This window comes from Bradyrhizobium diazoefficiens, assembly GCF_016616885.1.
Lineage (GTDB): Bacteria > Pseudomonadota > Alphaproteobacteria > Rhizobiales > Xanthobacteraceae > Bradyrhizobium > Bradyrhizobium diazoefficiens_F.
On sequence record NZ_CP067102.1, the window covers coordinates 2578347 to 2603245 of the forward strand.

Sequence of the window (24899 nt, forward strand, 5' to 3'; positions counted from 1 at the left end):
TGCCGATTTCGTGCCGAGAAAGGTGTTCACCGTGGATGCTCAGACACGGGAGCGTGAGCCGTCTGCGGAACAACCGCAGAGGGCGAAAGAAGCTCCAAAGACTTCTCCTGATCAGACCGGCGAGGCCAAGGACCAGCCGAAGAAGCCGGCGCCGTCGCTACGCGAGCGGCTCGCCGAGCACTGGCTGCTCGCAACCGTCGGTGCCATTGCGCTGATCGCGGCGTTGGCCGGCGGTCTGCTCTATTGGCTCGAAGTCCGCCACTACGAATCCACCGACGACGCCTTCGTCGCGGCGCGCAGCTTTTCCGTGGCCCCGAAAGTCGGCGGCTACGCGACGGATGTCCCGGTCACGGATAACCAGCACGTCAACGCCGGCGATCTCCTCGCCAGGATCGACGAGCGCGACTATCGCATCGCCGTCGATCAGGCTGCGGCGCAGGTCGAGGTCTCCAAGGCCAACATCGCCAATGTCGAGGCGCAGATCGACTCCCAGCAGGAGCAGATCAAGCAGGCCCAGGCGCAGCTCGACCAGGCGCAGGCCCAGCTTCAATTCTCGCAGGAAGAGTTCAATCGCGCGGAAAATCTGGTCGAGAAGGGCGCCGGCACCGTGCAGCGCCAGCAGCAGACGCGCTCCGATCTTCAGGCCCAGCAGGCCAACACCGAGCGCGCCAAGACCGCGGTGATAGCCGCGCAGGTCGGCATCAAGACACTGCAGGCCCAGCTCGAGGGTGCCAAGGCGCAACTGGAGCAGTCGCAGGCGCAGCTCGATCAAGCGAAGCTGAATTTGCAATATACCAGTGTCATCGCCGCGCAGTCCGGCCGCGTCGTCAAGCTCTCGGGCGCCAAGGGCACGTTCGTGACCGCGGGGCAGAGCTTGATGATGTTCGTGCCCGACGATGTCTGGATCGTCGCCAACTACAAGGAAACGCAACTGAACGACATGCGGCCGGGCCAGCCGGTCGAGATTCGCATCGATGCCTATCCCGGACGCAAGCTGACCGGCCACGTCGATTCCGTGCAGCCGGGCTCCGGCACCGCCTTCAGCCTGCTGCCGGCGGAGAATGCCACGGGCAACTACGTCAAGGTGGTGCAGCGCGTGCCGGTGAAGATCGTGGTCGACAACTGGCCGGCTGATCTGCCTGTTGGTCCCGGGATGTCGGTCGTGCCCTGGACCAAAGTACGATGACCGACGTCGCGCAAGGCGGCGCATCTGCCGGAGGCTGGTCGCCGGAGCGCTCGGCAGCCGGCGGGCATAATCCTTACCTCATCGCCTTCGTGGTCTCGATCGCGACCTTCATGGAGGTACTCGACACCACCATCGCCAATGTCGCGCTGCGCCATATCGCCGGCGGGCTCGCCGTCGGCCTCGACGAGAGCACCTACGTCATCACCAGCTATCTCGTCGCCAACGCCGTCGTGCTGTCGATCTCGGGCTGGCTCTCGACGGTGCTCGGCCGCAAGCGCTTTTACATGATGTGCGTGGCGACCTTCACGATCGCTTCGCTGCTCTGCGGCCTTGCCTGGAATTTGCAATCGTTGGTCCTGTTCCGCATCCTGCAAGGTCTCGGCGGTGGTGGCATGGCGACCAGCGAGCAGGCCATTCTCGCCGACTCCTTCCCGCCGCAGAAGCGTGGTCAAGCGTTCGCCATCTACGGTGTGGCCGTGGTGGTCGCCCCCGTGGTCGGCCCGACCCTGGGTGGCTGGATCACCGATACCTATTCCTGGCACTGGGTGTTCCTGATCAACGTGCCGATGGGGCTGCTCTCGCTGTTGCTGGTCGGCACGCTGGTCAAGGAGCCTTCGAGTGCCGAGGAGGAGAGGGCGGAGCTATTGAGCAAGGGGCTTCGCGTCGACTATGTCGGATTCATCCTGATTGCTGTCGGGCTCGGCGCGCTCGAATTCGTGCTCGATGAAGGCCAGCGCAACGACTGGTTCGGATCCAACATGATCCTGTCGTTTGCGCTGCTCGCGGCATTCTGCCTGCTTGCGCTGATCCCATGGGAACTGTCGCGCGATGATCCCATCGTCGATATCCGCCTGCTCGGTACGCGGCAATTCGGTGCCTGCGCTGTGGTGATGCTTGGCACCTTTGCGGTGCTGATCTCGACCACGCAGCTCTTGCCACAGCTGTTGCAGACCGAAGTGGGCTACACCGCGATGCTGGCGGGGTTGGCGCTGTCCCCCGGCGGCATCGCGACCATGATGTTGATGCCAGTGGCGGGACGGTTGGTCAGCGTGGTGCAGCCAAAATATCTGATCATGTTCGGCGCCGCGGTCGCCGCGCTGTCGATGTGGCATATGACGGGACTGACGGGGGATATCTCCTACGGCTATGCTGCGCTGGCGCGCATCTATCTCGCGATCGGCCTTCCCTTCCTGTTCCTGCCGGTGACGACGGCGTCCTATGACGGCGTGCCGCCCGAGAAGACCAACCAGGCGTCCGCGCTGATCAATGTCGCGCGCAATATCGGCGGCTCGATCGGCGTGGCGGTGGCGCAGACGCTGCTGGCCCAGCGTCAGCAATTCCATCAAAGTCGCCTCATTGAGCATGCCGCACCCTCCGACCTCGGCTACCAGCAGACCATCGACACGATGACGCGCTATTTCCAGGCCCAAGGCTCGAATGCCAGCGATGCGGCGTCGCAGGCGGTCGCCTGGGTGGGGAAAACCTTGCAGCAGCAGGTCGATTTCCTCGCCTATATCGACGTGTTCTGGTCGCTCGCCATCATCGCCGCGCTGCTGATCCCGATCGCCGCCACGCTCCGCTCAATCGATCTCGGCGCGCCGGCGCGGGGGCACTAGGCAGCGTCGGCTCCTTGCCGTCCCGGGCCCGCGTGCACATGCACCTGTTTCGCATGCAGCGGCTCGCCGCATTCCGAGCACACCATCACCGGATCGAACAGCTTGCCGCACGTCTTGTGCTCGTGCAGCAGTGGGCGGCCGCGCTCGTCGCCCATGTGGGTATCGCCCCAATGCACCATCGCCATGATGATCGGATAGAGGTCGAGCCCCTTCTGCGTGAGGATGTATTCGTAGCGCTTCGGCGCTTCGGAATAGGGGACGCGGCGCAAGATGCCAAAGCGCACCAGCTTCTTCAGCCGCTCCGAGAGCAGATGCCGCGTGATCTGGAGCGAGGACTGGAACGCCTCGAAGCGGCGCACGCGCAGAAAACATTCGCGCAGGATCAAGAGCGTCCAGCGGTCGCCGACCACGGCGACGGCGCGGGACAGCGAGCAGGGCTCCTCATCCAGCGTATCCCACTTCATGGTTCGGTCTCCGGCTTAGTCAGTCAGAAAAAGGAACTAACTTGAATGAACAGCACAATTCGTCATGTAGCGTAGCATTCCTTCTCTCAATTTGACAGTTCTATTTTAGAACTATAGCGTTCGTTCCAACATATGCTCTCATCGGAGGAGGCGACCTTGCCCAAGCGAAACGCGACAGCCGCCGTGATCGGGGCCGGCGATTTCATCGGCTCCGAGATCGCCAAGAAATTCGCCGCCGAAGGCTTTTCGATCTATGCGGGCCGCCGCAACGGCGACAAGCTCGCGTCGCTGGTGAAGGACATCGAAGCGGCCGGCGGCGAGATCCATGCGCGCTCGCTCGACGCGCGGAAGGAGGAGGAGGTCATCTCGTTCCTCGACGATGCCGACAAGCACGCACCGCTGGAAGTCTGCATCTTCAATGTCGGCGCCAACGTCAATTTCCCGATCCTCGACACCACCGAGCGGGTGTTTCGCAAGGTCTGGGAGATGGCCTGCTATTCCGGTTTCCTCGCCGGGCGCGAGGCGGCGCGGCTGATGCTGTCGCGCGGTGGCGGCAAGATTTTCTTCACCGGCGCGACGGCGTCCTTGCGCGGCGGCAGCGGCTTTGCCGCCTTTGCCAGTGCCAAGTTCGGACTGCGCGCAGTGGCGCAGGCGATGGCACGCGAGCTCGGGCCGAAGAACATCCACGTCGCGCATCTCATCATCGATTCCGGCGTCGACACCGAATGGGTACGGCAGCGCCGGCTCGACGCGCTCGGGCCGAATGCGCTCGACAATCCCGATCTGCTGATGCCGCCTTCGGCTGTCGCCGATTCCTATTGGCAGCTTTATCAGCAGCCGAAGAGCGCCTGGACTTTCGAGATGGAGATCCGCCCGTTCGGCGAGAAATGGTGACCGCGGCGCAACAGTCCGGCTAGACTGATTCCAAGCAAAAATCCGGGAGGATATGTAAGTGAAGACCGCGATCACCGAACTGTTCGGCATCGAGCACCCCATCGTCCAGGGCGGCATGCATTTCGTCGGCTTTGCGGAGCTTGCCGCCGCCGTCTCCAATGCCGGCGGGCTCGGCATCATCACCGGTCTCACGCAGAAAACACCGGAGCTGCTCGCCAAGGAGATCGCGCGTTGCCGTGACATGACCGACAAGCCGTTCGGCGTGAACCTCACCTTCCTGCCGGCCTTCTCGGCGCCGCCTTATCCGGAATACATTGCCGCCATCGTCGAGGGCGGCATCAAAGCGGTGGAGACCGCGGGTCGCAGCCCGGAAGCATACATGCCGGCGCTGAAGGCGGCCGGCATCAAGGTGATCCACAAATGCACCTCGGTGCGCCATTCGCTGAAGGCCGAGCGCATCGGCTGCGACGCCGTCAGCGTGGACGGGTTTGAGTGCGGCGGTCATCCCGGCGAGGACGACATTCCCAACATGATCCTGCTGCCGCGCGCGGCGGAGGAATTGAAGATCCCGTTCGTGGCCTCCGGCGGCATGGCCGATGGGCGCAGCCTCGTCGCGGCCCTGTCGCTGGGTGCGGCGGGCATGAACATGGGCACGCGCTTCATCGCGACCAAGGAAGCTCCTGTGCATCAGAACGTGAAGAACGCGCTGGTCGCGGCGACCGAGCTCGACACCCGCCTGATCATGCGGGCCCTGCGCAACACCGAACGCGTCCTGAAGAACGCAAATGTCGACCGCCTGCTCGAGATCGAGCGCGAGAAGGGCGCCAAGCTCACGATCGACGACATTCACGACCAGGTCGCGGGTGTCTATCCCAAGATCATGCTGGACGGGCAGATGGATGCCGGCGCCTGGAGCTGTGGCATGGTCGCAGGGCTCATCCACGACATCCCCACCTGCAAGGAACTCGTCGACCGCACCATGACCGAGGCGGAACAAATCATCCGCAGCCGGCTGATGGGGTTCCTGGATGGGACGGGTGCGACGCGAAAGGTCGCCTGACACTGTCGAACTTCTTAACCACGGCCGCATTTGACGGCTGGAAATGCGCGCGACGCCTCCTAGATAGGAGTAAATTACTCCTTAACTAATCAATTTCAGGAGGCGTCCGTGGTCCTGAAAAGCGTTCGTTTTGCAGTTGTTGTTGCCCTCGTGCTCGCATGGGGCGGCATCGCATACGCTGACGACTACAAGCCTGACGAATATCTCGGTCTCGATCTCTCCAAGGCGGTGCTGTCACCGAAGCGGCTCGGACCCGAGACGCAATTCGCGCCGGTCGCTCTGGAGGCGAAGGGCGGCAATGAGGCGCATGCCCGCGCCGAGCTCATCGATGTGCCGAAGAAGGTCGCGGTCGAACGCGTGCGCGCGCCGGAGCCGAAGGTCGCTCACACGAAGAGTGCGCAGCCGCGTGGCGCAGCCCGCACCAAGCTCGCACATCGTCACGGCAATCCGCTGAACGCCCAGGCGATGGACACCCGCATCCAGACCTGGCCGTGCCGTTCCGGCGGCATCTGTAACTGGAAGCACTGACCCAGTCCGAGACCGTCACCTCCGCGTCGCAAAACCGTAGGCGTGAAGTCAAGAAACCGTAAGCCGGGAGTCAAGGAGCGCAGGCACCTTCCGTCGCGATTCGACGAAGGTCTCCTGAATGGCAACGCTCCGCGCCTCGCGCGCATGGACCCGGCGGCAGTTTCTGGTCCGCTCCACGTCCTCTCTCGCCATCGCCTCGCTCGCAAAACCCTGTATCAGCCGCGCGGCCGATCGCCCGCAGATCGCGGGCGGGATCCAGTCGGGCGACGTGTCCGATGGCTCGGCCGTGATCTGGGCGCGCGCCGACCGGCCTGCGCGGATGCAGGTAGAATGCTCGACCGTCGAGAGCTTCAAAACGATCATTGCCTCGGCGTCGCGTGACGCACTGCCCGACGCAGACTTCACCGCAAAGCTGCAGCTCGACGATTTGCCGCCCGGGCAGGACATCTTCTATCGCGTGCGCTTCGACGACATCGCGACCGGCATCGCCGGCGAAAACCGCGTCGGACATTTCCGCACCGCGCCGGCCGAGGGGAAATCGATCTCGTTCCTGTGGTCCGGCGATGTCGCGGGGCAGGGGTGGGGCATCGACATCTCGCGCGGCGGCTATCGCAGCTATCGCACCATGCTCGACAACCGACCGGATTTCTTCATCCACTCCGGCGACCATATCTATGCCGACTGCACGATCCCGTCCGAACAGAAGCTGCCAAACGGCGAGACCTGGCGCAACGTCGTGACCGAGGAGAAAGCGCAAGTCGCGCACACGCTGGCGCAGTTTCGCGGCAACTACAAATACAACCATCTCGACGAGAATTTTCGCGCCTTCCACGCGCAAGTGCCGATGTTCGCGCAATGGGACGATCATGAGGTCACCAACGACTGGTCGCCGACCGGCAGCTATGACGATGCCGGCCATGAGGACGACGGCACGCCGCGCCTGGTCGCGCGTGCCCGCCGCGCCTTCTTCGACTTCATGCCGATCCGGGACATCGGCGCGCGGCAGGGACGGGTCTATCGCAAGATCGCCTACGGCCCGCTGCTCGACGTCTTCATGATCGACATGCGCAGCTACCGCGACGAGACCTGGAACAAGGGCAACGATCATCGCGGCTGGATTCTGGGCGCCGAGCAGCTCGCCTGGCTGAAGCGGGAGCTCGCCGCTTCGCGCGCGACCTGGAAGGTGATCGCGGCCGACCTGCCGATCGGCCTGATCAGCCTCGATGCCGTCGCGCTCGGCGACGGTCCGCCGGACAGACGTGAGCACGAGATCGCCGATCTGCTCGCATCGATCAAGCGCGCGGGCGTCCGCAACATCGTCTGGCTCACCGCCGACATGCATTACACGGCCGCGCACTACTATGACCCGAACAAGGCGCAGTTCAGCGATTTCGAGCCGTTCTGGGAGTTCGTCTCCGGCCCCCTGCATGCCGGCACCTGGGGCCCGGGCGAGCTCGACAACACGTTTGGCCCCGTGGCGATGTACCGGAACGGGTGTAGCGAAGCCCAGGGCGAGAACCTCGCGCCGTGCTTCGGCCTACAGTTCTTCGGCCGCGTCGACATCGATGGCGCCGGTGGCGTGATGACCGTGACCTTGAAGGACGTCGACAACCGCGACCTCTGGTCCGTCGACATCGTGCCCCAGCCGCAGGCGCGCCCGGCTATGGTTGCGCAGCATTCGTGAGGGACGCGCAACTGGTTCACCTCTCCCGCTTGCGGGAGAGGTCGGCGCGAAGCACCGGGTGAGGGCTCTCTCCTCTGGGGGATTGTCCCGTTGCGGCTGCACCCTCTCCCGCAAGCGCCCTCCAGGGGCCATCGTATATGATTCTTGGTGGTCGCCTGAGCGCGCGCCTCGTCCTTCGAGACGACCGCTCCGCGGTCTCCTCAGGATGAGGCTAATCGGCATTGGTCTCCGCTGAATCTGGCGCCGCATACTCCGCCCTCATCCTGAGGAGCCCGCCCAAAGCGGGCGTCTCGAAGGATGGCCGCAGCAAAAACGTTCAAATGCGATAGCCTTCCCGCAAGCGGGAGAGAGGGGTCACCTAACCCAATCTTGATTGGCCGCTCCGCGCCTCCGGCGCTATGCTGGCCACTCCCGCCACCTCTTTTCCATCACCGAAGAGTCTGCTCGCGCGGCATCGCCGCTGGCATCCGGCGGGCTGAAATACCTCAGGAGCCTGTTCAATGGACAATGTGAAAACACAGGGCATCAGCATGCCCAAGCTTGGCCTCGGCACCTTCCGCATGCAGGGCGATGCCTGCCGCGCCGCGGTCGAGAGCGCGCTGTCGATCGGCTATCGCCATATCGATACCGCCGAAATGTATGCCAACGAGGAGGCTATCGGCGCCGCGCTGGCGGCGGGCTCCGTGCCGCGTGGTGAGCTGCACGTCACGACAAAGGTCTGGCACGAAAATCTGGCGCCGGACGCGATCCGCCGCGCCTTCGATGCCAGCCTGAAGAAACTGAGGCTCGACCACGTCGATCTCTATCTCGTGCACTGGCCGTCGAAGTCGGCGAACTGGGGCGCGGTGTTCGAGACCCTGATGAAGCTGAAGGAAGAGGGGCGCACGCGGGCGATCGGCGTTGCCAATTTCACCACGGCGTTGCTCAAGATCGCGGTCGAGGATGTCAAGGCGCCGATCGCCTGCAACCAGATCGAATATCACGCGATGCTGGATCAATCGAAAGTGTTGGCCTATCTCAACGCCAAGTCGATTCCGCTCGTCGCGTATTGCCCGCTGGCGCAGGGGCGTATTGCCTCGGACCCGATGTTGGCGGAAATCGGCGCCAGGCACAACGCGAGCGCCGCGCAAGTGGCATTGAAATGGCTGCTCGACCAGGATGGTGTCGCCGCGATCCCGAAGGCATCACGCCGCGAGAGCCAGCAGGCCAATCTGGACTCGCTGAAGATCAAGTTGGATGATGCCGACCGCGAGAAGATCGCAGCGCTGCCGAAGGACAGGCGTTGCGTCAATCCGGGCTTCGCGCCGGCTTGGGATTAGTCTCGGCAGTCCACTTTCGAATGCAAAGAAATGGCCCTGTGAGGGGCCATTTCCAGTTTGCGTTGCGCATTAGTAGTCCATATGACGATGACTGCGCTTGACCACGACGACACGGTCGTGATGGTGCCAGCCACGATGCCAGCCATAGTCGCGATGCTCGCGGAATTCGGCGCGGGCGGCGTACGGGCCGTGATGACCGTGCCTGATCACCACAGTGTCAGCACTTGCCAGCGTCGGCGCCGCAACTGCGAGCGCACCCAGAGCGGCAACGACATAACCAAGCGTCTTCATGATGTCCTCCTCCAACGTAATGCAACTGAGAACGGCACATACGCGCGAACGTTCCGGAGGAACGGGAAGAGAATTCTGAATGGATATTCAGGATCAGAACGATCGCTAGTCGCAGCGCTGCTGCGGAGGTGTCGGCGCGCCGGTCTTGACGTATTTGCCGTCCCTGATCGTGTATTCGCCGCGCTCGCTGCGATTGTAGATTGCGCGCAGGCTGCCTTGCTCTGAGAGCAGCAATCCGAACTCGCGCGTCTGCTGCAGCGACGGGAAGTACACCATCACATTGAGCAGACCTTCGGCGTTGACCGTGGCGGACACCACCTCATTCTCGTCCTTGGCGTCGCCGAAATTGCGCCGGTACACCACCCGGCCGTCCTTCCGGATTTCGTAAGTCAGCAGTGCGCCCTTGTTACGGTCGGGCCGGGCTGCGCAATCGACCGCCCATGAGCCGAGCAAGCCCCATTGTTCGACCGTCTCCGCAAGCGTCTCAGCACGCGCGAGCGACGCGAACACAATCCAAAGCACCGCTGCTGTCATCCAGCGGCTCAAACAACGCCTCATGTCCCGAAAAGCCCCGCCTCGAACAATTCCAAAGTGTACCATCCGGCGCGCGGTCGTCCACGCTCGTCCCCAATCGCGCGCGAATTTGATCCGCGTCAATGAGGCCGCGCGCGTCGGGGGTAAGATGGCGCTCCCGAAGGCGAACGTGGTGAGAGCGATGCTGAATCAAGTGATGGATTTCGCGGGCGAGGTGCTGCCGGGAAGCTGTGCGCTGCCGCCTTATTCCGAGACCGCGTTCCTGGCCGAGCTGGGCGAGCGCCTGAGGTCCTCGCGCACGCGTTGCGAGCTGTCGCGCCGGGAACTCGCCCGCCGCTCCGGGATTTCAGAGCGCTACATCGCCCAGATCGAGGCCGGCAAGGGCAACGTCTCGATCGTCCTGTTGCTGCGGCTGGCCTCCGCGATCCACCGCAGCCAGCCCCCGGTGGCCTAAGCATGATCCGGACCCGAAGGGCCGCGTTAGCGCAAAGTGTGAAGCGGTTTTCCCTCGCGACAAACGCGGAACGCGTTTGCGCGGAGATCATGCTTTAACAATAAGCGTCACGCCCGCTTCTCCACATTGGCGCTGCGAGAGGGCACGCCGAACTCCTTGCGGCAGACCTCGGCCAGCACGGCGACGCCTTCGCGGATCTGCTGATGCGAGGGGCTCGCAAAACACAAGCGCAGGCGCGAGCCTGAGTGGCCCTTGTTGGTCGACCATTCCGGTCCGGGATTGATCGAGACGCCGGCGGCGAGCGCAGCCTGATAGAGCTTCAGCGTATCGACCTGGTCGGGCAGCTTCACCCACAGGAAGATGCCGCCCTTGGGCTCCTCGAATTCGGCCGCGGTCCCGAACTGCTCGTTGAGGGCCTCCATCAGCGTGTCGAGCTTGGTGCGCAGCGTCTTGGTCAGCGCCGGCACGTGGCTCGCGAAATGCGGCTTGCAATAGGTGCCGAGCACCATCTGCTCCAGCGCGCCGGAGCCGGCATCCGTCTTCAGCGCCAGCATCCGCGACATCACATCCCAGGGCGCCACGATGAAGCCGACGCGTAGCGCCGGCGCGATCGATTTCGAGAACGAGCCGATATGGATCACGCCGCCATTTTTGCTCAAGGCGTGGATCGCGGGCGGCCGTTGCCCCGACCAGACCAGGTCGGCATAGCAATCGTCCTCGAAGACGGGCACGCCATATTCGGCCGAAAGCCGCAGCAACTCGACGCGGCGTGTCTCCGGCATGATGCTGCCGGTCGGATTCTGCACGGTCGGAATGGTGTAGATGTATTTCGGCCGGGTGCCGCGGCCCTTCAGATCGGCAAGCGTCGAGGCCAGCGCATCCATGCGCATGCCGTCGTCGTCGAGCGGAATGCCGATGGTGTTGACGCCCAGCCGCATCAGCCGCTGCAGGGATCCCTGATACGTCTCCTGCTCGACGATCACGGTGTCGCCGCGCGCCAGCAGCGTGTTGTTGACGAGGTCGAGTGCCTGGAGCGAGCCGGAGACGATCATGAGATCGTCGACCGTGCAGCTGATGCCGGCATCGCGCTTCAGTTTTGTCACCAGGAATTCGCGCAGGGGGAGGTAACCCTGCGGGCCGTGCGCCAGGCCGTAGGTGGCAAGCGAGCGGCCCTCGCGTCGCAAGGCCTGATTGGCGGCCTCGATCAGCTCGTCGACCGGCACCTGCTCGGAATCGTTGTTGCCGCCGACAAAGTTGTATTTGGCGAGACCCGTCCAGCGCGCAGAAGGGGCCGGCAGCCCTGCGGGAAACAGGGGCGCGAAATCGAAGCTGGACGTCATGGGAGGGTTCCTCGTTATTCTTGTTGAGCGGCCGGCTTGGTACCGACCGGGCACCGCGATTTCGATGATGTCATCATGCCAGTGTTTTGCCCGACGCGTCAAACAAAATTCGTAAAATCCGCAGTCCTATCGCGCGTACCAACAAGCCATTGATTTTGCTGGTGCGGGCTACTGTGCATGGGGTTGTTTTCGCCTTTTCGATCTGCGGTCGCGACAGCGCTCGCTCAAAGCAGCGGCTGATCGACGTCCTCGATCCGGGCCGCTTCGACCTGCGCTATTTCTTGCTGACACTCCTGGTCGGACGTCCCTGGCTGATGAAAGCGTAATGCGCATTGGCGACGCCGCCAACCATCAAGGCCTCGACAACCGGCTCGGCGATCTCGCCTGTGGCGGCCCAGTCGACGATGAAATTGGCGCCGGTCCCGCCGCGCACATCGTCGGTCGGAATGAAGATCGAGATGGTGGCGAGCGGCTTCACGGCGACCGGTGCCTTCAGATAGCTCTCGACTTGCTTTCCCGCAGTGTCGAAATAGGCGATGCGCCGCACCACCAGCGGCTGGCTTTCAGAAGCGTTGTGGACGCTCAGCGTCACCGAAAAATCGACCCGCAGCTTGCCCCGGCTCATTGCGACGCTGGAATAAGCCGGCACGTAGAAGCCGCCGGAGACGGCGACTTCCTCCTTCGGCAGCGCCGTGAGCGAATCGGCGAAGGTCTGTTCAAGGTTCACGTTGGGCTGCGCGACTGCCGGCAGAGCGGACCCGAGCGGACCTAGCAGGACCATCAGCCAGAGCAAGCTCCGTACGTGATGAGCTGCTCGCTTGCCGCATCGCAACCGGTCTCCACGGGGCGGCAAAACGGACCAATCTGGCACGTATGGACTCATTCGCGAGATCACCCTCTGTATTCTGTTTGGCGGGATGTTGGGACCTGCTCGCCCACCCCGCAACCGCGGATCCTGGCCTTACCTTATCGCCGGCGTCTGCATAGGTCCATTCGACGCGGGACTGCGGTCAGGTCGCAGGAATCAACCAACGTCCTCTCCGAGCGGGGCCAGATGCATGATCGGTCTCGAGCTGCCTTCCGCCTGAGAGATTGGCGCCTATATCGCTGGTATCTTCGGCGCAAGTCGGAAAGCCCGTCCGGGGAGCGGCCTGCGGGCAAATGCGGTTGCATCCAGGACACTAGCGCTTGGGCCCAAGTCCGGCTAAGGCGTCCGGCTAAGGCGTCCGTTAAGCCTCCGGCCCATAACCAATAGAGATTGGGAAATGCCCGATACCGTTCAGGAAGTCTTGCAGGCCTTTGCCCTGGGTGAACTCGTCGTCGTGACCGACGACGAAGATCGCGAAGGCGAGGGCGATCTGATCGTCGCCGCCTCATTCTGCACGGCGGAAAAGATGGCCTTCATCATCCGCCACACCTCCGGCATCGTCTGCGCGCCTGTTACCACCGAGGACGCGCGGCGGCTGCGGCTCGATCCGATGGTCGCCCACAACGATTCCGCCCACACCACAGCCTTCACGGTCTCGATCGACTACAAGCCCGACGGCGGCACCGGCATCTCGGCCGAGGAACGCGCCTCCTGCTGCCGTGCGCTGTCCAATCCCAATGTCGGCGCCAACGACTTCGCCCGGCCGGGCCACATCTTCCCGCTGATCGCCAAGGACGGCGGCGTGCTCCTGCGGTCGGGCCACACCGAGGCCGCGGTCGATCTCTGCAAGCTCTCGGGCCTGCCGCCGGTCGGCGTCATCAGCGAATTGATGAACGACGACGGCAGCGTGATGAAGGGCGAGCAGGTCGCGCAATTCGCCGCCAAGCACAAGTTGAAGCACGTCACCATCGCCGACATGATCGCTTATCGCCAGGCGCGCGAAAAGCTGATCGAGCGGGTCTCGACCTTCACCACAGAAAGTCCGATCGGGCCGCTCCAGGGCTATGCCTACCGCTCGCCGTTCGATTCGATCGCCCACGTCGCTTTCGTCTACAATGGCGTCGGCGACGGCAAGAACGTGCTGACGCGCTTCCACAAGCCGAACATCGTCAAGGACACCTTTACCGGCCACAAGCGCATGGCGGCCGTGCTCGAGCACTTCAAGAAGTCCGGCCGCGGCGTGCTGGTCTATCTGCGCGACGGCGCGGCCGGTGTCCCTGTCGCCCCGCTGCCTGATGAGAGCGCGACGGAAGCCGACCGCAACCGCCAGTGGCGCGAAGTCGGTGTCGGCGCGCAGATCTTGCGCGATCTCGGCGTCACCTCGATCCGCCATCTCACCTCGTCGGTGCATGACTACAAGGGCCTCTCGGGCTTCGGCATCGAGATCGTCGCCAACGAGCAGCTCGAAAGCTAGCGCTGTCATTCCAGGACGCGCGATGCATGCCCGGGATTCACGCAGACCCGTACATCTGCAACGCAATTGCACTTGTTGCCGCGGCGCATTAATTTGTCGGGCAATTTTTAGACGGAACCAGACCGAAAGGACGTTTCATGAGCGTGCGCCCTCAGACCAAGGACAAGCCGGCTGCGGCTTCCTTCCAGTGGGACGATCCGTTCCTGCTCGATGAGCAGCTGACCGAAGACGAGCGCATGGTGCGCGACACGGCGCGCGCCTACGCCCAGGACAAGCTGATGCCGCGCGTCACCAAGGCCTATCTGGAAGAGAAAACCGACCGCGAGATCTTCAACGAGATGGGCGAGCTCGGCCTGATCGGCATCACGCTGCCGGAGGAATATGGCTGCGCCAACGCGAGCTACGTGGCTTATGGCCTCGTCGCGCGCGAGATCGAGCGGGTCGATTCCGGCTATCGTTCGATGAACTCGGTGCAGTCCTCGCTGGTGATGTACCCGATCTACGCCTATGGCGACGAGAACCAGCGCAAGAAATATCTGCCGAAGCTCGCCAGCGGCGAGTGGGTCGGCTGCTTCGGCCTGACCGAGCCCGATGCCGGCTCCGACCCGGCCGGCATGAAGACCCGCGCCGAGAAGGTCTCGGACGGCTATCGCCTGACCGGCAGCAAGATGTGGATCTCGAACGCGCCGATCGCCGACGTATTCGTGGTCTGGGCCAAGTCGGCCGAGCATGACAACCAGATCCGCGGCTTCGTGCTGGAGAAGGGCATGAAGGGCCTCTCCGCGCCGAAGATCGGTGGCAAGCTCTCGCTTCGCGCCTCGATCACCGGCGAGGTCGTGATGGACGGCGTCGTGGTTCCGGAAGACGCGCTACTCCCCAACGTGTCCGGCCTCAAAGGCCCGTTCGGTTGCCTCAACCGTGCTCGTTACGGCATCTCCTGGGGCGCGCTCGGCGCCGCCGAGGACTGCATGCACCGCGCCCGCCAGTACACGCTCGACCGCAAGCAGTTCGGCAAGCCGCTGGCCGCGACCCAGCTCGTGCAGAAGAAGCTCGCCGACATGGAGACCGAGATCGCGCTTGGCCTCCAGGGCTCGTTGCGGGTCGGCCGCCTGATGGACGAGGGCAAGTTCGCCCCCGAGATGATCTCGCTCATGAAGCGCAACAATTGCGGCAAGGCCCTCGACATCGCCCGCGTCGCCCGCGACATGCACGGCGGCAACGGCATCTCGGCCGAGTACCACGTGATGCGCCACGTCCATAACCTCGAGACAGTCAACACCTACGAGGGCACCCACGACGTCCACGCCCTGATCCTGGGCCGCGCGATCACGGGCATTCAGGCGTTTTTCTGAGGGTTCAGCTGTCATCGCCCGCCTTGTGCGCAATTGCGCACTGGGGCGGGCAATCCAGTATTCCAGAGACCTCGCCTTCGCCATCGCCGCCACGGCGTACTGGATACCCCGCTTTCGCGGGGTATGACGGCGAGGGTTGGGGTAGCAGTGCGCAGGGAAGTGCCATGTCCGACAACGACGACGTCCCGTTCAACCGCAACTTTCAGCTGAAAGCTGGTGTCGTCGAGGAAGTCCGCCCCGGCGTGCGGCGGGTGCTCTGTAACAATCCGAGCCCGTTCACCTTCACCGGCACCGTCAGCTACATCGTAGGTACCGGCAGCGTCGCGATCATCGATCCCGGTCCCGACGATGAGGCTCATGCGGCAGCACTTCTCGACGCCGTGCGCGGCGAGACAGTGAGCCATATCTTCGTCACCCACACCCATCGCGACCATTCGCCAAACACGCCGCGGATCAAGCAGGCGACCGGCGCGCCGGTTTATGCCGAAGGGCCGCACCGCGCCTCGCGCCCGCGCTTCGAGAGCGAGAAGCACAATCCGGAATCAGGCGCCGACCGCGACTTTGCGCCCGATGTGCGGATCGCCCATGGTGACGTCGTCGAAGGCGCCGGGTGGCGGCTCGAGGCCGTGGCCACGCCCGGTCACACCGCCAACCATCTCGCCTTTGCCTGGCCCGAGCGAAAGTTCAACTTCGTCGGCGATCACGTCATGGGCTGGTCGACGTCGATCGTGGCACCGCCCGATGGCTCGATGATCGACTACATGGAGTCGCTCGACCGGCTCGTCGCGCGCGAGGAGGATCTGTATTTCTCCGGCCATGGTCCGGAGATACCCGACGGTCAGCGCTTCGTGCGTTTCCTGATCCGCCACCGCAAGGCGCGCGAGGCCTCGATCCTGCACCGCCTCGCCAAGGGCGAGACGGATATCCCGACCATGGTGCGCGCGATCTACATCGGTATCGATCCGCGTCTGACGACGGCCGCCGGCTATTCCGTGTTGGCGCATCTGGAGGACCTGGTCGCACGCGGCGTTGTCGCGACGGACGGCGATCCCGTGATCGGCGGGACGTACCGGATGGTGTGAGGCGAATGGCGAATAGGGAGTAGCGAATAGGGAAGGTGGCTTCCACTCGCTATTCGCTACTCCCTATTCGCTACTTCTTGACTGTCTTCGCCGGCGCCTTCGGTGGCGCGACCGGGGTCTTCTTCACCGGCTTCAACGCGTCCGCGTCGGCTGCGGTATTGAGGTCGTCGATGAATTTCGTCACGCGTGCAGCGTTGCTGCCGAGGTCGCTCTCGAAGTAGCGCGAGGCGGAGCGGATATCGACGCGGGAATCGTCGCCGTCAGGCACGACCCTGATCGAGATGTCCTCGCGAAAGCCCATGATCGGCGTGCGCGCCACCGCCTCGATGCGGCCCATGCGGCGCGGTGGCTGCGGCTCGCGGTCGTCGATGACGGTCCATTTGCGCTTGATGACGAGCTGGCGCGCGATCGCATAGGCGCGGTCGACGGGGATCTCGAGCTCGATCGGCTCGATGTCGGGATAGAACTGGCGCTGCTGCTCGGCCGAATAGAGACCGGCATAGACGGCAGTGTTGGTGCCGTCGCCGGTGCGCAGGCGCGACAGCGCATCGAAGCGCGGCGGGTCGATCGGGTCGGTGGTGATGTCGTGGATCGGCGGCAGCTTGCGGTACAACAGGGCTTGATAAGCGGGATAGGCGAGGATCGCCCCGTCGATCAGGAAGGCGAGCAGGATGCGCGCCATGCCGCGTGAGCCGTTCTGCCAGATCGCTGCAAAGCCGGCGAGGCCAAACAGGATGGAAAGCGCTGATATCGCGAGCCCGCCGAAGAAGGTGGCCAGCGCCGGCTTCATCTCCAGGAAGTCGAAGCGGACGATAATGATCGACACCACCACCGCCACTACGGCGAACACGGCCAGATTGCGCGCCCAGGTCGCGAGGCTGGACACGGGCTCCGACTGATAGGGAGCGGAAAACCTGCGGGCCATCGGGTGAGCTCTGCCGGGGTCTCGGGTGCGGTGCCGGCCGATTTGGCGCGACGATGAGCCGTTGAGACCACGGCCCGGGGGCAAATTCAAGGGAGTCCGGGTTGTTACTGCCGATCATTCCGGGGGCGATGCGGTTGGCATCGCCCCCGAGCGATTTGCGAGGCAGTTACGCCGCCGCGTTCGGGAAGCGATACTCCTTGAACTGGTCGCGCAGCGCGGTCTTCAGGATCTTGCCGGTCGCGGTATGCGGGATGCCGTCGACGAAGGCGACGTCGTCGGGCATCCACCATTTGGCGATCTTGCCGTCCATGTATTTCAGGATGTCGTCGCGCGTGGCCTGCTGGCCCTGCTTGAGCTGCACGATCAGCAGTGGCCGCTCGTCCCATTTGGGGTGGAAGACGCCGATCACGGCGGCCTCCGCCACGGCCGGGTGGCCGACCGCGAGGTTTTCGAGGTCGATCGAAGAGATCCACTCGCCGCCAGATTTGATCACGTCCTTGGAGCGGTCGGTGATCCGCATATAGCCGCCCTCGTCGATAGTCGCGACGTCGCCGGTGTCGAAGAAGCCGTTCTCGTCGAGGATGTTGGCATCGAGATGGAAATAGGCCTTGGCGACGGCGGGGCCGGAGACTTTGAGGCGGCCAAAGGTCTTGCCGTCCCAGGGCAGCTCCTTGCCGGCATCGTCTGTGATCTTCATTTCGACCGCAAAGGGCGCATAGCCCTGCATCTGCAGCACGTCGAGCCGCGCATCGCCGGTCGCGTTCTGGAACGGCGGCTTCAGCGCCGAGACGCTGCCGATCGGGCTCATCTCGGTCATGCCCCAGGCGTGGCGGACGTTCGAGCCCATGTCGAGGAAGGCCTTGATCATTGAGCGCGGCATCGCCGAGCCGCCGCAGATCACCATCTTCAGGTCCGGCAGCTTCAGATTATTGGCGGTCATGTGCTGAAGCAGCATCAGCCACACCGTCGGTACGCCGGCCGTATGCGTCACCTTCTCGGTCGAGAGCAGTTCGTAGACCGAGGCGCCGTCGAGCTTCGGCCCGGGCATCACCAGCTTGGTGCCCTGCGATGGCGCGGAGAAGGCGATACCCCAGCTGTTGGCATGGAACAGCGGAACCACCGGCAGCATCGTCTCGGAGGCACTGGTGCCGAGCGCGTCGACATTGTTGGCCATCAGCGCGTGCAGCACGTTGGAGCGATGCGAATACAACACGCCCTTCGGGTCGCCGGTCGTGCCTGACGTGTAGCACATCGCGGCCGCTGTGTTCTCGTCAAAGTCCTTCCATTTGAATTTGCCGTCGGCCTCGGCGATCCAGTCCTCATAGGCCATGACGTTCTTCAGCGTGGTCTCGGGCATATGCGCCTTGTCGGTGAGGATGACGTATCGTTCGACGCTCGGCAGCTTGTCGGCGAGCTTTTCCAGCACGGGAACGAAGGTGAGGTCGACCATCACGATGCGGTCTTGCGCATGGTTGATGATCCAGGCGATCTGCTCGGGGAAAAGCCGGGGATTGACGGTATGGCAGATGGCGCCGATGCCCATGATGCCGTACCAGACCTCGAGATGGCGCCAAGTGTTCCAGGCGATCGTGGCGACGCGGTCGCCGAGCTTGATGCCATCGCGCTCCAGCATCTGCGAGACCTTGAGCGCGCGCTTGTGGATTTCGGCGTAGGTGGTGCGATGGATCGGTCCCTCGACCGATCGCGTCACGACCTCCTGCTTGCCATGAATCTTGGCGGCGTGTTCGATGATCCGGTGGCAGAGCAGGGGCCAATCTTGCATCAAGCCGAGCATTCAGACGTTCCTCCGAGAAGTCGCTGGGCGCGTTATCGCTCTCAGCGCAGGGCCAAAGAATTGTCATGAGTTTTAGCCTGCCGGACTTTCGCCGCAAATGGTCTTGTCGCGGCAATATGTCCGCCCGCGCGGCACTGGTTACCGCTGCGCTCGGGCTAACGCTTGTGCTCGCGGATCGGGCGGAGGCGCGAAGCTATGCTGCGCCGCTCGATATCTTTGGGCTTGGTACACCACGGCCGCGCCGGAGCGTTCATGCCGCCAGAATACCGCTACCAAAGCCTCGCCCCGAGGACGCCCCCAAAGCAACGGACGAGGCCGCGCCGGAGGCCGACGGCAATCCTTCCCCGGATAAGCCTGCCGCGAACAAGCCGGCCGAGGCTACGCCGCCTCCCGAGAAGCAGCTATCGGCCTGCCGTATCGCACTGACCGAGGAGATCGCGGTCGCGCCATCCATTCCCGATATCCACGGTCCCGGCGCCTGCAGCGGCGAGGATCTGGTGCGGCTGGAGGCCATCGTGCTGCCGGACAAGCGCAAGGTCGCAGTCAAGCCGGCGGCGATCCTTCGCTGCACCATGGCGTCAGCGATCGCCGATTGGGTGCGCACCGACATGGTGCCGCTGGCTGCGAGCCTCGGCTCGACCATCACCGACCTCGACAATTTCGACAGTTTTGAGTGCCGCGGCCGCAATCGCATTGTCGGCGCGATGCTGTCCGAACACGGCAAGGCCAACGCGCTCGACGTGCGCTCGCTCAAGCTTGCCAACGGGCAGTCGATCGGCCTGACCGACCGCACGCTGTCGCGCGACGTGCGCGAGCGCGTGCTGCATTCGGTCTGTTCGCGCTTTTCCACGGTGCTCGGTCCGGGCTCGGACTGGTACCACGAGGACCACATCCACCTCGATCTGGCGCAGCGGCGCAACGACTACCGGATCTGCCAGTGGAACGTCTGGGACCCCTTGCCCCAGGTCGCGCCCCTGCTGCCGGCCGAGCGCCCCGAGGAGGCCCCGCCCCGCGAGGTCGCGGCCAAGTCGGAAGGCGCCAAGGAGGGAGCGAAGGATGGAACGAAGGATGGGGCTGACGAGCAGGAGAGCGCGAAACCTGCCGCGCCGCCGGACAAGCCGGCAGCCGACTCCCGCAAGAGCAAGCCGGCAACAAAAAAGCGCCGGTGAGATCGGCGCTTTTCAAAAGCCTCAGGCAAGGCTTGTTCCGTAGGATCTGGCCCGTTTAGTAAGAACCGGTACCGGAACCGCCGCCCTGGAGCGCGAGGCGCGAATTGTAGGGCGAGTCGCCGTGCTTCGGCTCAAGCACCACGACGATGGTGCCGACCTTGACGCGGCTGTAGAGGTCGATTGCGTCCTCGTTGGTCAAGCGGATGCAGCCCGACGAGATCGAAGCGCCGATATATTCCGGCTGGTTGGTGCCGTGAATGCGGAACAGCGTGTCCTTGCCGCCGGAATACAAGTACATCGCGCGCGAGCCCATCGGATTGTCCGGACCGGGGGCGACGTAGGTCGGAACGCCAAGGCGCGAGATCTCGCCAGGGGTCGGGTGCCAGGCCGGCCATTCGGTCATGCTGCCGACCTTGGCGATGCCGGACCAGGCCATCGCCTCTTCGCCGACGGTGATGCCGTAGCGGATCGCCTTGCCGCCATCCATCACGTAGTAGAGGTAGTGGTTGTCGGAATCGACCACGATCGAGCCGGGCGACTCCTTGCGGTGATAGTCGACGATGGCGCGACGGAACGGCTCTGCCACCGGCGTATTCTCGTACCGGACCTTGGCCAGAAGTTCCTTGTCCTTCGGCTTGAAATTCTGGGTGTTGGTGGCTTCGAAATGCGTGGCCTGCATGCAGCCCGACAGCATGAAGCCGGCAGCCAAAATTCCCAACATAACTTTCAGCGACGACATGGTTTGGTTCCAATCAAAACAATACCGCGCAGGTCCTGAGCGTAGCGCCCAAGGCCTTCGACTCCGTTGATTTCATTATCGTTGAAATCTGCCACAATTCCAGCGTTTAGGGACTTTTCCCGCACTGCGAGACCCAACCTGTGGCTTTTTTGCCGCAAATTTTGCGGCTTTGGGCTGGTTTTGGGGCAGAGAACGCCGAACTGTCGATTCCATGCCACAGTTGGGCCATGCAGTCGCCACAAATGCAAATGGTCCGTTAATGTGCTTGTCATCATGAACTTGTCAGAATCGCGCTAAGGGCTGTCATTCTATCGCAGGCCCCTTCCTGGAGTTGTTCATGTTTTCTGTGTTCGTTCCAACCGACTCCTCCCTGAAGAAGGCCGTTGTCAACGATCTCGCTGCGGTGCCGGAGCACGCAGTGTGGATTGACCTGTTCAACCCGACCGCGGCCGAGGACAAGGCCGTGGAGCGGCTGTCGGGGATCGCGATCCCGACCCGGGAGGACATGCAGGAGATCGAGATCTCCAGCCGCCTCTATATCGAGAACAGCGCGCGCTACATGACCGCGACGCTGATGTGCCACTCCGACACCGACATGCCCCGGACCACGGCGGTGACCTTCATCCTCGGCGACCACCGTCTGGTCACGGTGCGCTACGACCAGCCCAAGCCGTTCGCCCTGGTCGAAGCCAAGCTCGCCCGCACCTGCACCCCGGCTATCACCGGCGAGATGGTGCTGATGGAACTGCTGGACGCGGTGATCGACCGCTGCGCCGACATCCTGGAGCGCTGCGGCGCCGAGATCGACCAGGTCTCCCACGACATCTTCGAGCCCGAGAGCGAGCGCCACGGCCACGCCAAGCAATACTCCCAGATCCTGATCTCGATCGGCCGCAAGGGGGATTTGACCTCCAAGGTTCGCGAGAGCCTGGTCTCGATCGGCCGCGTCGTCACGTTCCTGTCCGCGGTGGTGGAGGGCGTGAAATGGTCAAAGGACATGCGCGAGCAGCTCAAGACCATGCAGCGCGACGTCGCCTCGCTGACCGACCACGCCTCCTATCTCTCCAGCAAGATCACCTTCGTGCTGGATGCCATGCTCGGCGTCGTCAATCTCGAGCAGAACAACATCATCAAGCTGTTTTCGGTCATGGCTGTTGTCCTGATGCCGCCGACCCTGATCGCCTCGATCTACGGCATGAACTTCAAATCGATGCCGGAACTCGAATGGGCGCACGGTTATCCCTTTGCGCTGGTGTTGATGGTGATCGCAGCGATCGTCCCGTACTGGATCTTCAAATTGAAGAAGTGGCTCTGAGCCGGCCTGCGCTCTGAAAATAGTGACCGAGACCTTACGCGGGTCGCTGAGACAGGGCTGATGGTGTCGCAGAATAGAGCGTCATTGCGGCGACGCGGTGATGCGTATGCTGTGCCCCAATTCCTCCGGTAAAATTTGAGCAGTGGGCTGAACGTTTGCGCGAAACTTGTCTGCGATAAGCAATGGGTTAGCCGCGAGGAACAGCCATGGTTGAAAAACACATAACGACGCCCCGCAACGTCATTGATCTGACCAGCTATCGTCAGGCCGTGGCGAGCGGCAAGGCGCCGTCGTTGTCGGCGCGCATGTGCCGGCACTGTGGTGCTCCGCTGCTCGACGGCGAGAACGATGACGACTGCTCGACTGCATTCGACGCTGCCGCTCCAAATGCTGCAGCTTTGAGATTGCGACGGTCGCGTCGGGTTCGAGTCGATTGAGGAGTGGAAGGAAGGGCGGGCGATCCAGCCTTGCGGCGGCGTTGTCTGGATCGCCTAGCTTTCCGCCTTTCGCGGCAAATCATCTAGCGCTTCACGATCTGCGCCGTCGAGACGATGGTCTCGGCGATCAAGCCGTCGCGGCTGAACGATGCCAGATGGCTCTCGACGTCCCGCAACATCGCCTCGACGTTGTCGCCGCCCAACGCTTCCGGCGAGGACGACGAGTAGGTGAGGGTGCGTTGCGCCAGGTCCTGCATGCTGACCGTGTAGCTGGTCTCGACCGTGACGAGCTCGGTGGGTGCAAAGGCGCTACCGTGGAAGAACGCTCGCAAGTCGCGATGGGTCCGCGTGCCTTTGCCGGCCTCCTCCCAGAGCTTCGCGGGTGACCAGCGGCGGCGGATCTCGTTGTAGCCGTCAAGCCATGGGTTGCGGCCGTCGGTGACGGAGAACGAAGCGCAGATCAGAATGGTGCCGTCGCAGGCGACCAGTTCCTCGAGCCGCGCAAGCGTCGCGTCGCGATCCATCCAGTGCAGCGCTCGGCCGATCGTGACGATGTCGAACGTACCAATGTCGAAGGGGAGCGTCTCTGCCTTGCCTTCGATCAGCGTGAGATGTCGCCCCGCGCCCGAAGCGGCGAGCCGGGCGGCGTCAAGCATCGCAGGCTCCGGGTCGACACCGACGACACGGCCGACATAAGGGCCGAAGCCGAGCGCCAGCAGGCCGGGTCCGGTGCCGAGATCGATCAGGCTGCTCTCTTTGGTGAGGCCGACCTTGTGTGTGACGGCGCGGAAAAATTCCCGCGGGTAGGGCGGGCGCAAATGTTCGTAGAGCGAAGCCGTGCTTGCAAACCGGCCCATGCGTCACCTGGCCTAGACGTGCTGGCCGCCGTTGATGTGGATCTCGGCGCCGTTGACGTAAGAGCTGGTGTCCGTGCACAGCACGTAGATGATCTTGGCGACCTCGTCCGGCGTACCGAGGCGATGCATCGGGATCTGCTGCTCGACGATCTTCTCTGTCCCCGGCGACAGGATCGAGGTGTCGATCTCGCCCGGTGCGATCGCGTTGACGCGCACGCCGACCCGGCCGAAGTCGGAGGCCATCTCGCGCGTCAGCGATGCGAGCGCGGCCTTGGAGGTCGCATAGGCGGCGCCTGCGAAGGGATGCACGCGCGAGCCCGCGATCGAGGTGACGTTCACGACAGAACCCTTGGCGGCCTTCAATTCCTCGATCAAGCCGCGCGCGATCATGATCGGCGCGAAGAAGTTGACGTGGAAGACATGCGTCCAGGTGTCGAGGTCGGTGTCGACCGAGCCGAGCCTGGAGCCGCCGGGACCTTTCGGCGAGATCGCGGCGTTGTTGACCAGCGCGTGCAGCATGCCGCCTTCGAGGCGGTCGCGGATGTCGGAGATCGCGCGCGTGGTGTCCTGGGGATTGCCGAGGTCGACCTGGATGTGATCCTCGGGACCCGCATCCCACGGGCAATCCTCCGGGAAGGGATGCCGCGAGCAGGTGATGACCCGCCAGCCCGCCGACGAGAAGCGGATCACGGTGGCGTGGCCGATACCGCGGCTCGCTCCGGTCAGGAGCAGCGTGCGGCGCGGCGCATTTGACGAATGCGGCATGGACATCTTTCAGGTCGGCCCAGGATTCGAGACAAGGCTCAAGGATACATCCGCGTCTTGGACCATGGCTGGCCGGCCGCGTCACGACGAAATTCGATGCGGTCGTGCAGGCGGAATGGGCGGTCGTGCCAGAACTCGATGCGCGTAGGCGCGATGCGCCAGCCGCTCCAGCCCGGCGGCCGCGGCACTTCGCCGATGACATGTTTGGCGGCGACCTTTGCGATGGCCTGCTCGAAGGCGAAGCGGCTCTCGAGTTCTTGCGATTGCTTGCTCGCCCAGGCGCCGATCTGCGCCTGCTTCGGTCGCGTCGCGAAATAGGCGTCGGCCTCGGCGTCGGTCACCGGCGTCACGTTGCCGCGGATACGGACCTGACGGCGCAGCGACTTCCAGTGAAAAAGTAAAGCCGCCTTAGGATTTGCGGCGAGTTCGCGGCCCTTTTGGCTGGCGATGTGGCTGTAGAAGACAAAACCTTCGGTATCGAAGCCCTTCATCAGCACCATGCGCACGTCGGGCAGGCCGTCGGGATCGACGGTTGCGAGCGCCATGGCGTTGGGATCGTTCGGCTCGCTCTTGATCGCCTCGTTCAGCCAGGCCTCGAACAGCGCAAAAGGCTCGTCGGCGGCGGTGAAATCACCGGATGTTAAGGGTGTCTGGTGTTTCATCGAGGTCGTGTCGGTCATGTCTGGAATCCGAATTGCGTCCCGCGGCCCAAAGCGCGCTGTTGTCTGCTCCCGCCCTATATAGGGCATGG

The 24899-nt window shown here is 63.6% G+C and carries 25 protein-coding genes; 14 read left to right on the plus strand and 11 right to left on the minus strand.

What is annotated here, in order from left to right; translation table 11 throughout:
* Positions 1-31 precede the first annotated feature (31 nt).
* Together JJC00_RS11735 and JJC00_RS11740 are read left to right on the plus strand one after the other, a co-directional pair.
* Complete coding sequence (locus JJC00_RS11735) at positions 32-1186, plus strand: HlyD family secretion protein (RefSeq protein ID WP_200472713.1); 1155 nt, start codon at positions 32-34, stop codon at positions 1184-1186.
* Positions 1183-2802 carry a DHA2 family efflux MFS transporter permease subunit gene (locus tag JJC00_RS11740; protein WP_200472714.1) on the plus strand — a complete coding sequence of 540 codons (1620 nt, stop codon included), beginning with the start codon at positions 1183-1185 and terminating at the stop codon, positions 2800-2802. The genes JJC00_RS11735 and JJC00_RS11740 overlap by 4 nt, the downstream gene beginning before the upstream one ends.
* On the opposite strand, the gene JJC00_RS11745 is transcribed toward JJC00_RS11740, so the two are convergent.
* On the minus strand, positions 2799-3266 hold the full coding sequence (locus tag JJC00_RS11745; RefSeq protein ID WP_200472715.1) for a winged helix-turn-helix transcriptional regulator: 468 nt from the start codon (positions 3264-3266) through the stop codon (positions 2799-2801). The genes JJC00_RS11740 and JJC00_RS11745 overlap by 4 nt on opposite strands.
* Positions 3267-3422: 156 nt before the next feature.
* On the opposite strand from JJC00_RS11745, the gene JJC00_RS11750 reads away from it, so the two are divergent.
* The 5 genes from JJC00_RS11750 to JJC00_RS11770 all read left to right on the plus strand — a co-directional run bounded on the left by JJC00_RS11750 (position 3423) and on the right by JJC00_RS11770 (position 8751).
* The gene (locus JJC00_RS11750) at positions 3423-4160 is read left to right on the plus strand and encodes an SDR family oxidoreductase (protein WP_200472716.1); all 738 of its coding nucleotides are present in this window, start codon (positions 3423-3425) and stop codon (positions 4158-4160) included.
* Positions 4161-4218: 58 nt separating this feature from the next.
* On the plus strand, positions 4219-5220 hold the full coding sequence (locus tag JJC00_RS11755; RefSeq protein WP_200472717.1) for an NAD(P)H-dependent flavin oxidoreductase: 1002 nt from the start codon (positions 4219-4221) through the stop codon (positions 5218-5220).
* Positions 5221-5328: 108 nt separating this feature from the next.
* Positions 5329-5748, plus strand: coding sequence for a hypothetical protein (locus JJC00_RS11760; protein WP_200472718.1), 420 nt, complete (start codon positions 5329-5331; stop codon positions 5746-5748).
* A 118-nt stretch (positions 5749-5866) separates the two neighbouring features.
* Complete coding sequence (locus tag JJC00_RS11765; RefSeq protein ID WP_200472719.1) at positions 5867-7432, plus strand: alkaline phosphatase D family protein; 1566 nt, start codon at positions 5867-5869, stop codon at positions 7430-7432.
* A gap of 500 nt (positions 7433-7932) precedes the next feature.
* Positions 7933-8751 carry an aldo/keto reductase gene (locus tag JJC00_RS11770; RefSeq protein WP_200472720.1) on the plus strand — a complete coding sequence of 273 codons (819 nt, stop codon included), beginning with the start codon at positions 7933-7935 and terminating at the stop codon, positions 8749-8751.
* Between the two features lie 69 nt (positions 8752-8820).
* Here JJC00_RS11770 and JJC00_RS11775 read toward each other — a convergent pair whose 3' ends face one another.
* Positions 8821-9042 (minus strand): hypothetical protein, encoded by a 222-nt coding sequence (locus JJC00_RS11775; RefSeq protein WP_200472721.1) that lies wholly within the window; start codon positions 9040-9042, stop codon positions 8821-8823.
* A 105-nt stretch (positions 9043-9147) separates the two neighbouring features.
* The gene (locus JJC00_RS11780) at positions 9148-9600 is read right to left on the minus strand and encodes a hypothetical protein (RefSeq protein ID WP_200474084.1); all 453 of its coding nucleotides are present in this window, start codon (positions 9598-9600) and stop codon (positions 9148-9150) included.
* A 157-nt stretch (positions 9601-9757) separates the two neighbouring features.
* Here JJC00_RS11780 and JJC00_RS11785 point away from each other — a divergent pair, with 157 nt between their 5' ends.
* Positions 9758-10030, plus strand: a complete 273-nt coding sequence (locus tag JJC00_RS11785; protein ID WP_200472722.1) for a helix-turn-helix domain-containing protein — start codon at positions 9758-9760, stop codon at positions 10028-10030.
* Positions 10031-10137: 107 nt separating this feature from the next.
* On the opposite strand, the gene JJC00_RS11790 is transcribed toward JJC00_RS11785, so the two are convergent.
* Together JJC00_RS11790 and JJC00_RS11795 are read right to left on the minus strand one after the other, a co-directional pair.
* Positions 10138-11370: a PLP-dependent aminotransferase family protein gene (locus JJC00_RS11790; protein ID WP_200472723.1), complete on the minus strand. Its 1233-nt coding sequence runs from the start codon at positions 11368-11370 to the stop codon at positions 10138-10140.
* A gap of 274 nt (positions 11371-11644) precedes the next feature.
* Positions 11645-12151, minus strand: coding sequence for a DUF3124 domain-containing protein (locus JJC00_RS11795; protein ID WP_246774179.1), 507 nt, complete (start codon positions 12149-12151; stop codon positions 11645-11647).
* 484 nt (positions 12152-12635) lie between these two features.
* On the opposite strand from JJC00_RS11795, the gene ribB reads away from it, so the two are divergent.
* The 3 genes from ribB (at position 12636) to JJC00_RS11810 (ending at position 16146) form a co-directional block, all read left to right on the plus strand.
* Complete coding sequence (gene ribB, locus JJC00_RS11800) at positions 12636-13712, plus strand: 3,4-dihydroxy-2-butanone-4-phosphate synthase (protein ID WP_200472725.1); 1077 nt, start codon at positions 12636-12638, stop codon at positions 13710-13712.
* 137 nt (positions 13713-13849) lie between these two features.
* Positions 13850-15064 carry an acyl-CoA dehydrogenase gene (locus tag JJC00_RS11805; RefSeq protein WP_200472726.1) on the plus strand — a complete coding sequence of 405 codons (1215 nt, stop codon included), beginning with the start codon at positions 13850-13852 and terminating at the stop codon, positions 15062-15064.
* 164 nt (positions 15065-15228) lie between these two features.
* Positions 15229-16146, plus strand: a complete 918-nt coding sequence (locus JJC00_RS11810) for an MBL fold metallo-hydrolase (RefSeq protein WP_200472727.1) — start codon at positions 15229-15231, stop codon at positions 16144-16146.
* 70 nt (positions 16147-16216) lie between these two features.
* Here JJC00_RS11810 and JJC00_RS11815 read toward each other — a convergent pair whose 3' ends face one another.
* Together JJC00_RS11815 and JJC00_RS11820 are read right to left on the minus strand one after the other, a co-directional pair.
* The gene (locus JJC00_RS11815) at positions 16217-17071 is read right to left on the minus strand and encodes a DUF1499 domain-containing protein (protein ID WP_200472728.1); all 855 of its coding nucleotides are present in this window, start codon (positions 17069-17071) and stop codon (positions 16217-16219) included.
* Between the two features lie 166 nt (positions 17072-17237).
* Positions 17238-18866, minus strand: coding sequence for a fatty-acid--CoA ligase (locus JJC00_RS11820; RefSeq protein ID WP_200472729.1), 1629 nt, complete (start codon positions 18864-18866; stop codon positions 17238-17240).
* A 65-nt stretch (positions 18867-18931) separates the two neighbouring features.
* Between JJC00_RS11820 and JJC00_RS11825 the strand changes: the two genes are divergently transcribed.
* On the plus strand, positions 18932-20035 hold the full coding sequence (locus JJC00_RS11825; protein ID WP_200472730.1) for an extensin family protein: 1104 nt from the start codon (positions 18932-18934) through the stop codon (positions 20033-20035).
* A gap of 55 nt (positions 20036-20090) precedes the next feature.
* On the opposite strand, the gene JJC00_RS11830 is transcribed toward JJC00_RS11825, so the two are convergent.
* A complete protein-coding gene (locus JJC00_RS11830; protein WP_200472731.1) occupies positions 20091-20774 on the minus strand; it encodes a L,D-transpeptidase in 684 nt (227 codons plus the stop codon).
* Between the two features lie 337 nt (positions 20775-21111).
* Between JJC00_RS11830 and JJC00_RS11835 the strand changes: the two genes are divergently transcribed.
* Together JJC00_RS11835 and JJC00_RS11840 are read left to right on the plus strand one after the other, a co-directional pair.
* Positions 21112-22089, plus strand: a complete 978-nt coding sequence (locus tag JJC00_RS11835; RefSeq protein WP_200472732.1) for a magnesium transporter CorA family protein — start codon at positions 21112-21114, stop codon at positions 22087-22089.
* Between the two features lie 206 nt (positions 22090-22295).
* The gene (locus tag JJC00_RS11840; RefSeq protein WP_200472733.1) at positions 22296-22526 is read left to right on the plus strand and encodes a hypothetical protein; all 231 of its coding nucleotides are present in this window, start codon (positions 22296-22298) and stop codon (positions 22524-22526) included.
* A gap of 83 nt (positions 22527-22609) precedes the next feature.
* On the opposite strand, the gene JJC00_RS11845 is transcribed toward JJC00_RS11840, so the two are convergent.
* Genes JJC00_RS11845 through pdxH form a run of 3 tightly spaced genes read right to left on the minus strand, consistent with a single transcriptional unit; the run spans position 22610 to position 24828 of the window.
* A complete protein-coding gene (locus JJC00_RS11845) occupies positions 22610-23383 on the minus strand; it encodes a class I SAM-dependent methyltransferase (RefSeq protein WP_200472734.1) in 774 nt (257 codons plus the stop codon).
* 12 nt (positions 23384-23395) lie between these two features.
* Complete coding sequence (locus JJC00_RS11850; RefSeq protein ID WP_200472735.1) at positions 23396-24148, minus strand: SDR family NAD(P)-dependent oxidoreductase; 753 nt, start codon at positions 24146-24148, stop codon at positions 23396-23398.
* Positions 24149-24186: 38 nt separating this feature from the next.
* The gene (gene pdxH, locus JJC00_RS11855; RefSeq protein WP_200472736.1) at positions 24187-24828 is read right to left on the minus strand and encodes a pyridoxamine 5'-phosphate oxidase; all 642 of its coding nucleotides are present in this window, start codon (positions 24826-24828) and stop codon (positions 24187-24189) included.
* Positions 24829-24899: the final 71 nt, after the last annotated feature.

What these genes read in the sequence shown, in the direction of transcription:
- JJC00_RS11765 (WP_200472719.1), top strand. Translation starts at nt 5,867, where the DNA reads ATGGCAACGCTCCGCGCCTCGCGCGCATGGACCCGGCGGCAGTTTCTG.
- JJC00_RS11740 (WP_200472714.1), top strand. Translation starts at nt 1,183, where the DNA reads ATGACCGACGTCGCGCAAGGCGGCGCATCTGCCGGAGGCTGGTCGCCG.
- JJC00_RS11830 (WP_200472731.1), bottom strand. Translation starts at nt 20,774, where the DNA reads ATGTCGTCGCTGAAAGTTATGTTGGGAATTTTGGCTGCCGGCTTCATG.
- JJC00_RS11785 (WP_200472722.1), top strand. Translation starts at nt 9,758, where the DNA reads ATGCTGAATCAAGTGATGGATTTCGCGGGCGAGGTGCTGCCGGGAAGC.
- JJC00_RS11790 (WP_200472723.1), bottom strand. Translation starts at nt 11,370, where the DNA reads ATGACGTCCAGCTTCGATTTCGCGCCCCTGTTTCCCGCAGGGCTGCCG.
- JJC00_RS11840 (WP_200472733.1), top strand. Translation starts at nt 22,296, where the DNA reads ATGGTTGAAAAACACATAACGACGCCCCGCAACGTCATTGATCTGACC.
- JJC00_RS11815 (WP_200472728.1), bottom strand. Translation starts at nt 17,071, where the DNA reads ATGGCCCGCAGGTTTTCCGCTCCCTATCAGTCGGAGCCCGTGTCCAGC.
- JJC00_RS11820 (WP_200472729.1), bottom strand. Translation starts at nt 18,866, where the DNA reads ATGCTCGGCTTGATGCAAGATTGGCCCCTGCTCTGCCACCGGATCATC.
- JJC00_RS11775 (WP_200472721.1), bottom strand. Translation starts at nt 9,042, where the DNA reads ATGAAGACGCTTGGTTATGTCGTTGCCGCTCTGGGTGCGCTCGCAGTT.
- JJC00_RS11770 (WP_200472720.1), top strand. Translation starts at nt 7,933, where the DNA reads ATGGACAATGTGAAAACACAGGGCATCAGCATGCCCAAGCTTGGCCTC.
- JJC00_RS11780 (WP_200474084.1), bottom strand. Translation starts at nt 9,600, where the DNA reads ATGAGGCGTTGTTTGAGCCGCTGGATGACAGCAGCGGTGCTTTGGATT.
- JJC00_RS11745 (WP_200472715.1), bottom strand. Translation starts at nt 3,266, where the DNA reads ATGAAGTGGGATACGCTGGATGAGGAGCCCTGCTCGCTGTCCCGCGCC.
- ribB (WP_200472725.1), top strand. Translation starts at nt 12,636, where the DNA reads ATGCCCGATACCGTTCAGGAAGTCTTGCAGGCCTTTGCCCTGGGTGAA.
- JJC00_RS11850 (WP_200472735.1), bottom strand. Translation starts at nt 24,148, where the DNA reads ATGCCGCATTCGTCAAATGCGCCGCGCCGCACGCTGCTCCTGACCGGA.
- JJC00_RS11810 (WP_200472727.1), top strand. Translation starts at nt 15,229, where the DNA reads ATGTCCGACAACGACGACGTCCCGTTCAACCGCAACTTTCAGCTGAAA.
- JJC00_RS11825 (WP_200472730.1), top strand. Translation starts at nt 18,932, where the DNA reads ATGAGTTTTAGCCTGCCGGACTTTCGCCGCAAATGGTCTTGTCGCGGC.
- pdxH (WP_200472736.1), bottom strand. Translation starts at nt 24,828, where the DNA reads ATGACCGACACGACCTCGATGAAACACCAGACACCCTTAACATCCGGT.
- JJC00_RS11795 (WP_246774179.1), bottom strand. Translation starts at nt 12,151, where the DNA reads ATGGTCCTGCTAGGTCCGCTCGGGTCCGCTCTGCCGGCAGTCGCGCAG.
- JJC00_RS11835 (WP_200472732.1), top strand. Translation starts at nt 21,112, where the DNA reads ATGTTTTCTGTGTTCGTTCCAACCGACTCCTCCCTGAAGAAGGCCGTT.
- JJC00_RS11845 (WP_200472734.1), bottom strand. Translation starts at nt 23,383, where the DNA reads ATGGGCCGGTTTGCAAGCACGGCTTCGCTCTACGAACATTTGCGCCCG.
- JJC00_RS11805 (WP_200472726.1), top strand. Translation starts at nt 13,850, where the DNA reads ATGAGCGTGCGCCCTCAGACCAAGGACAAGCCGGCTGCGGCTTCCTTC.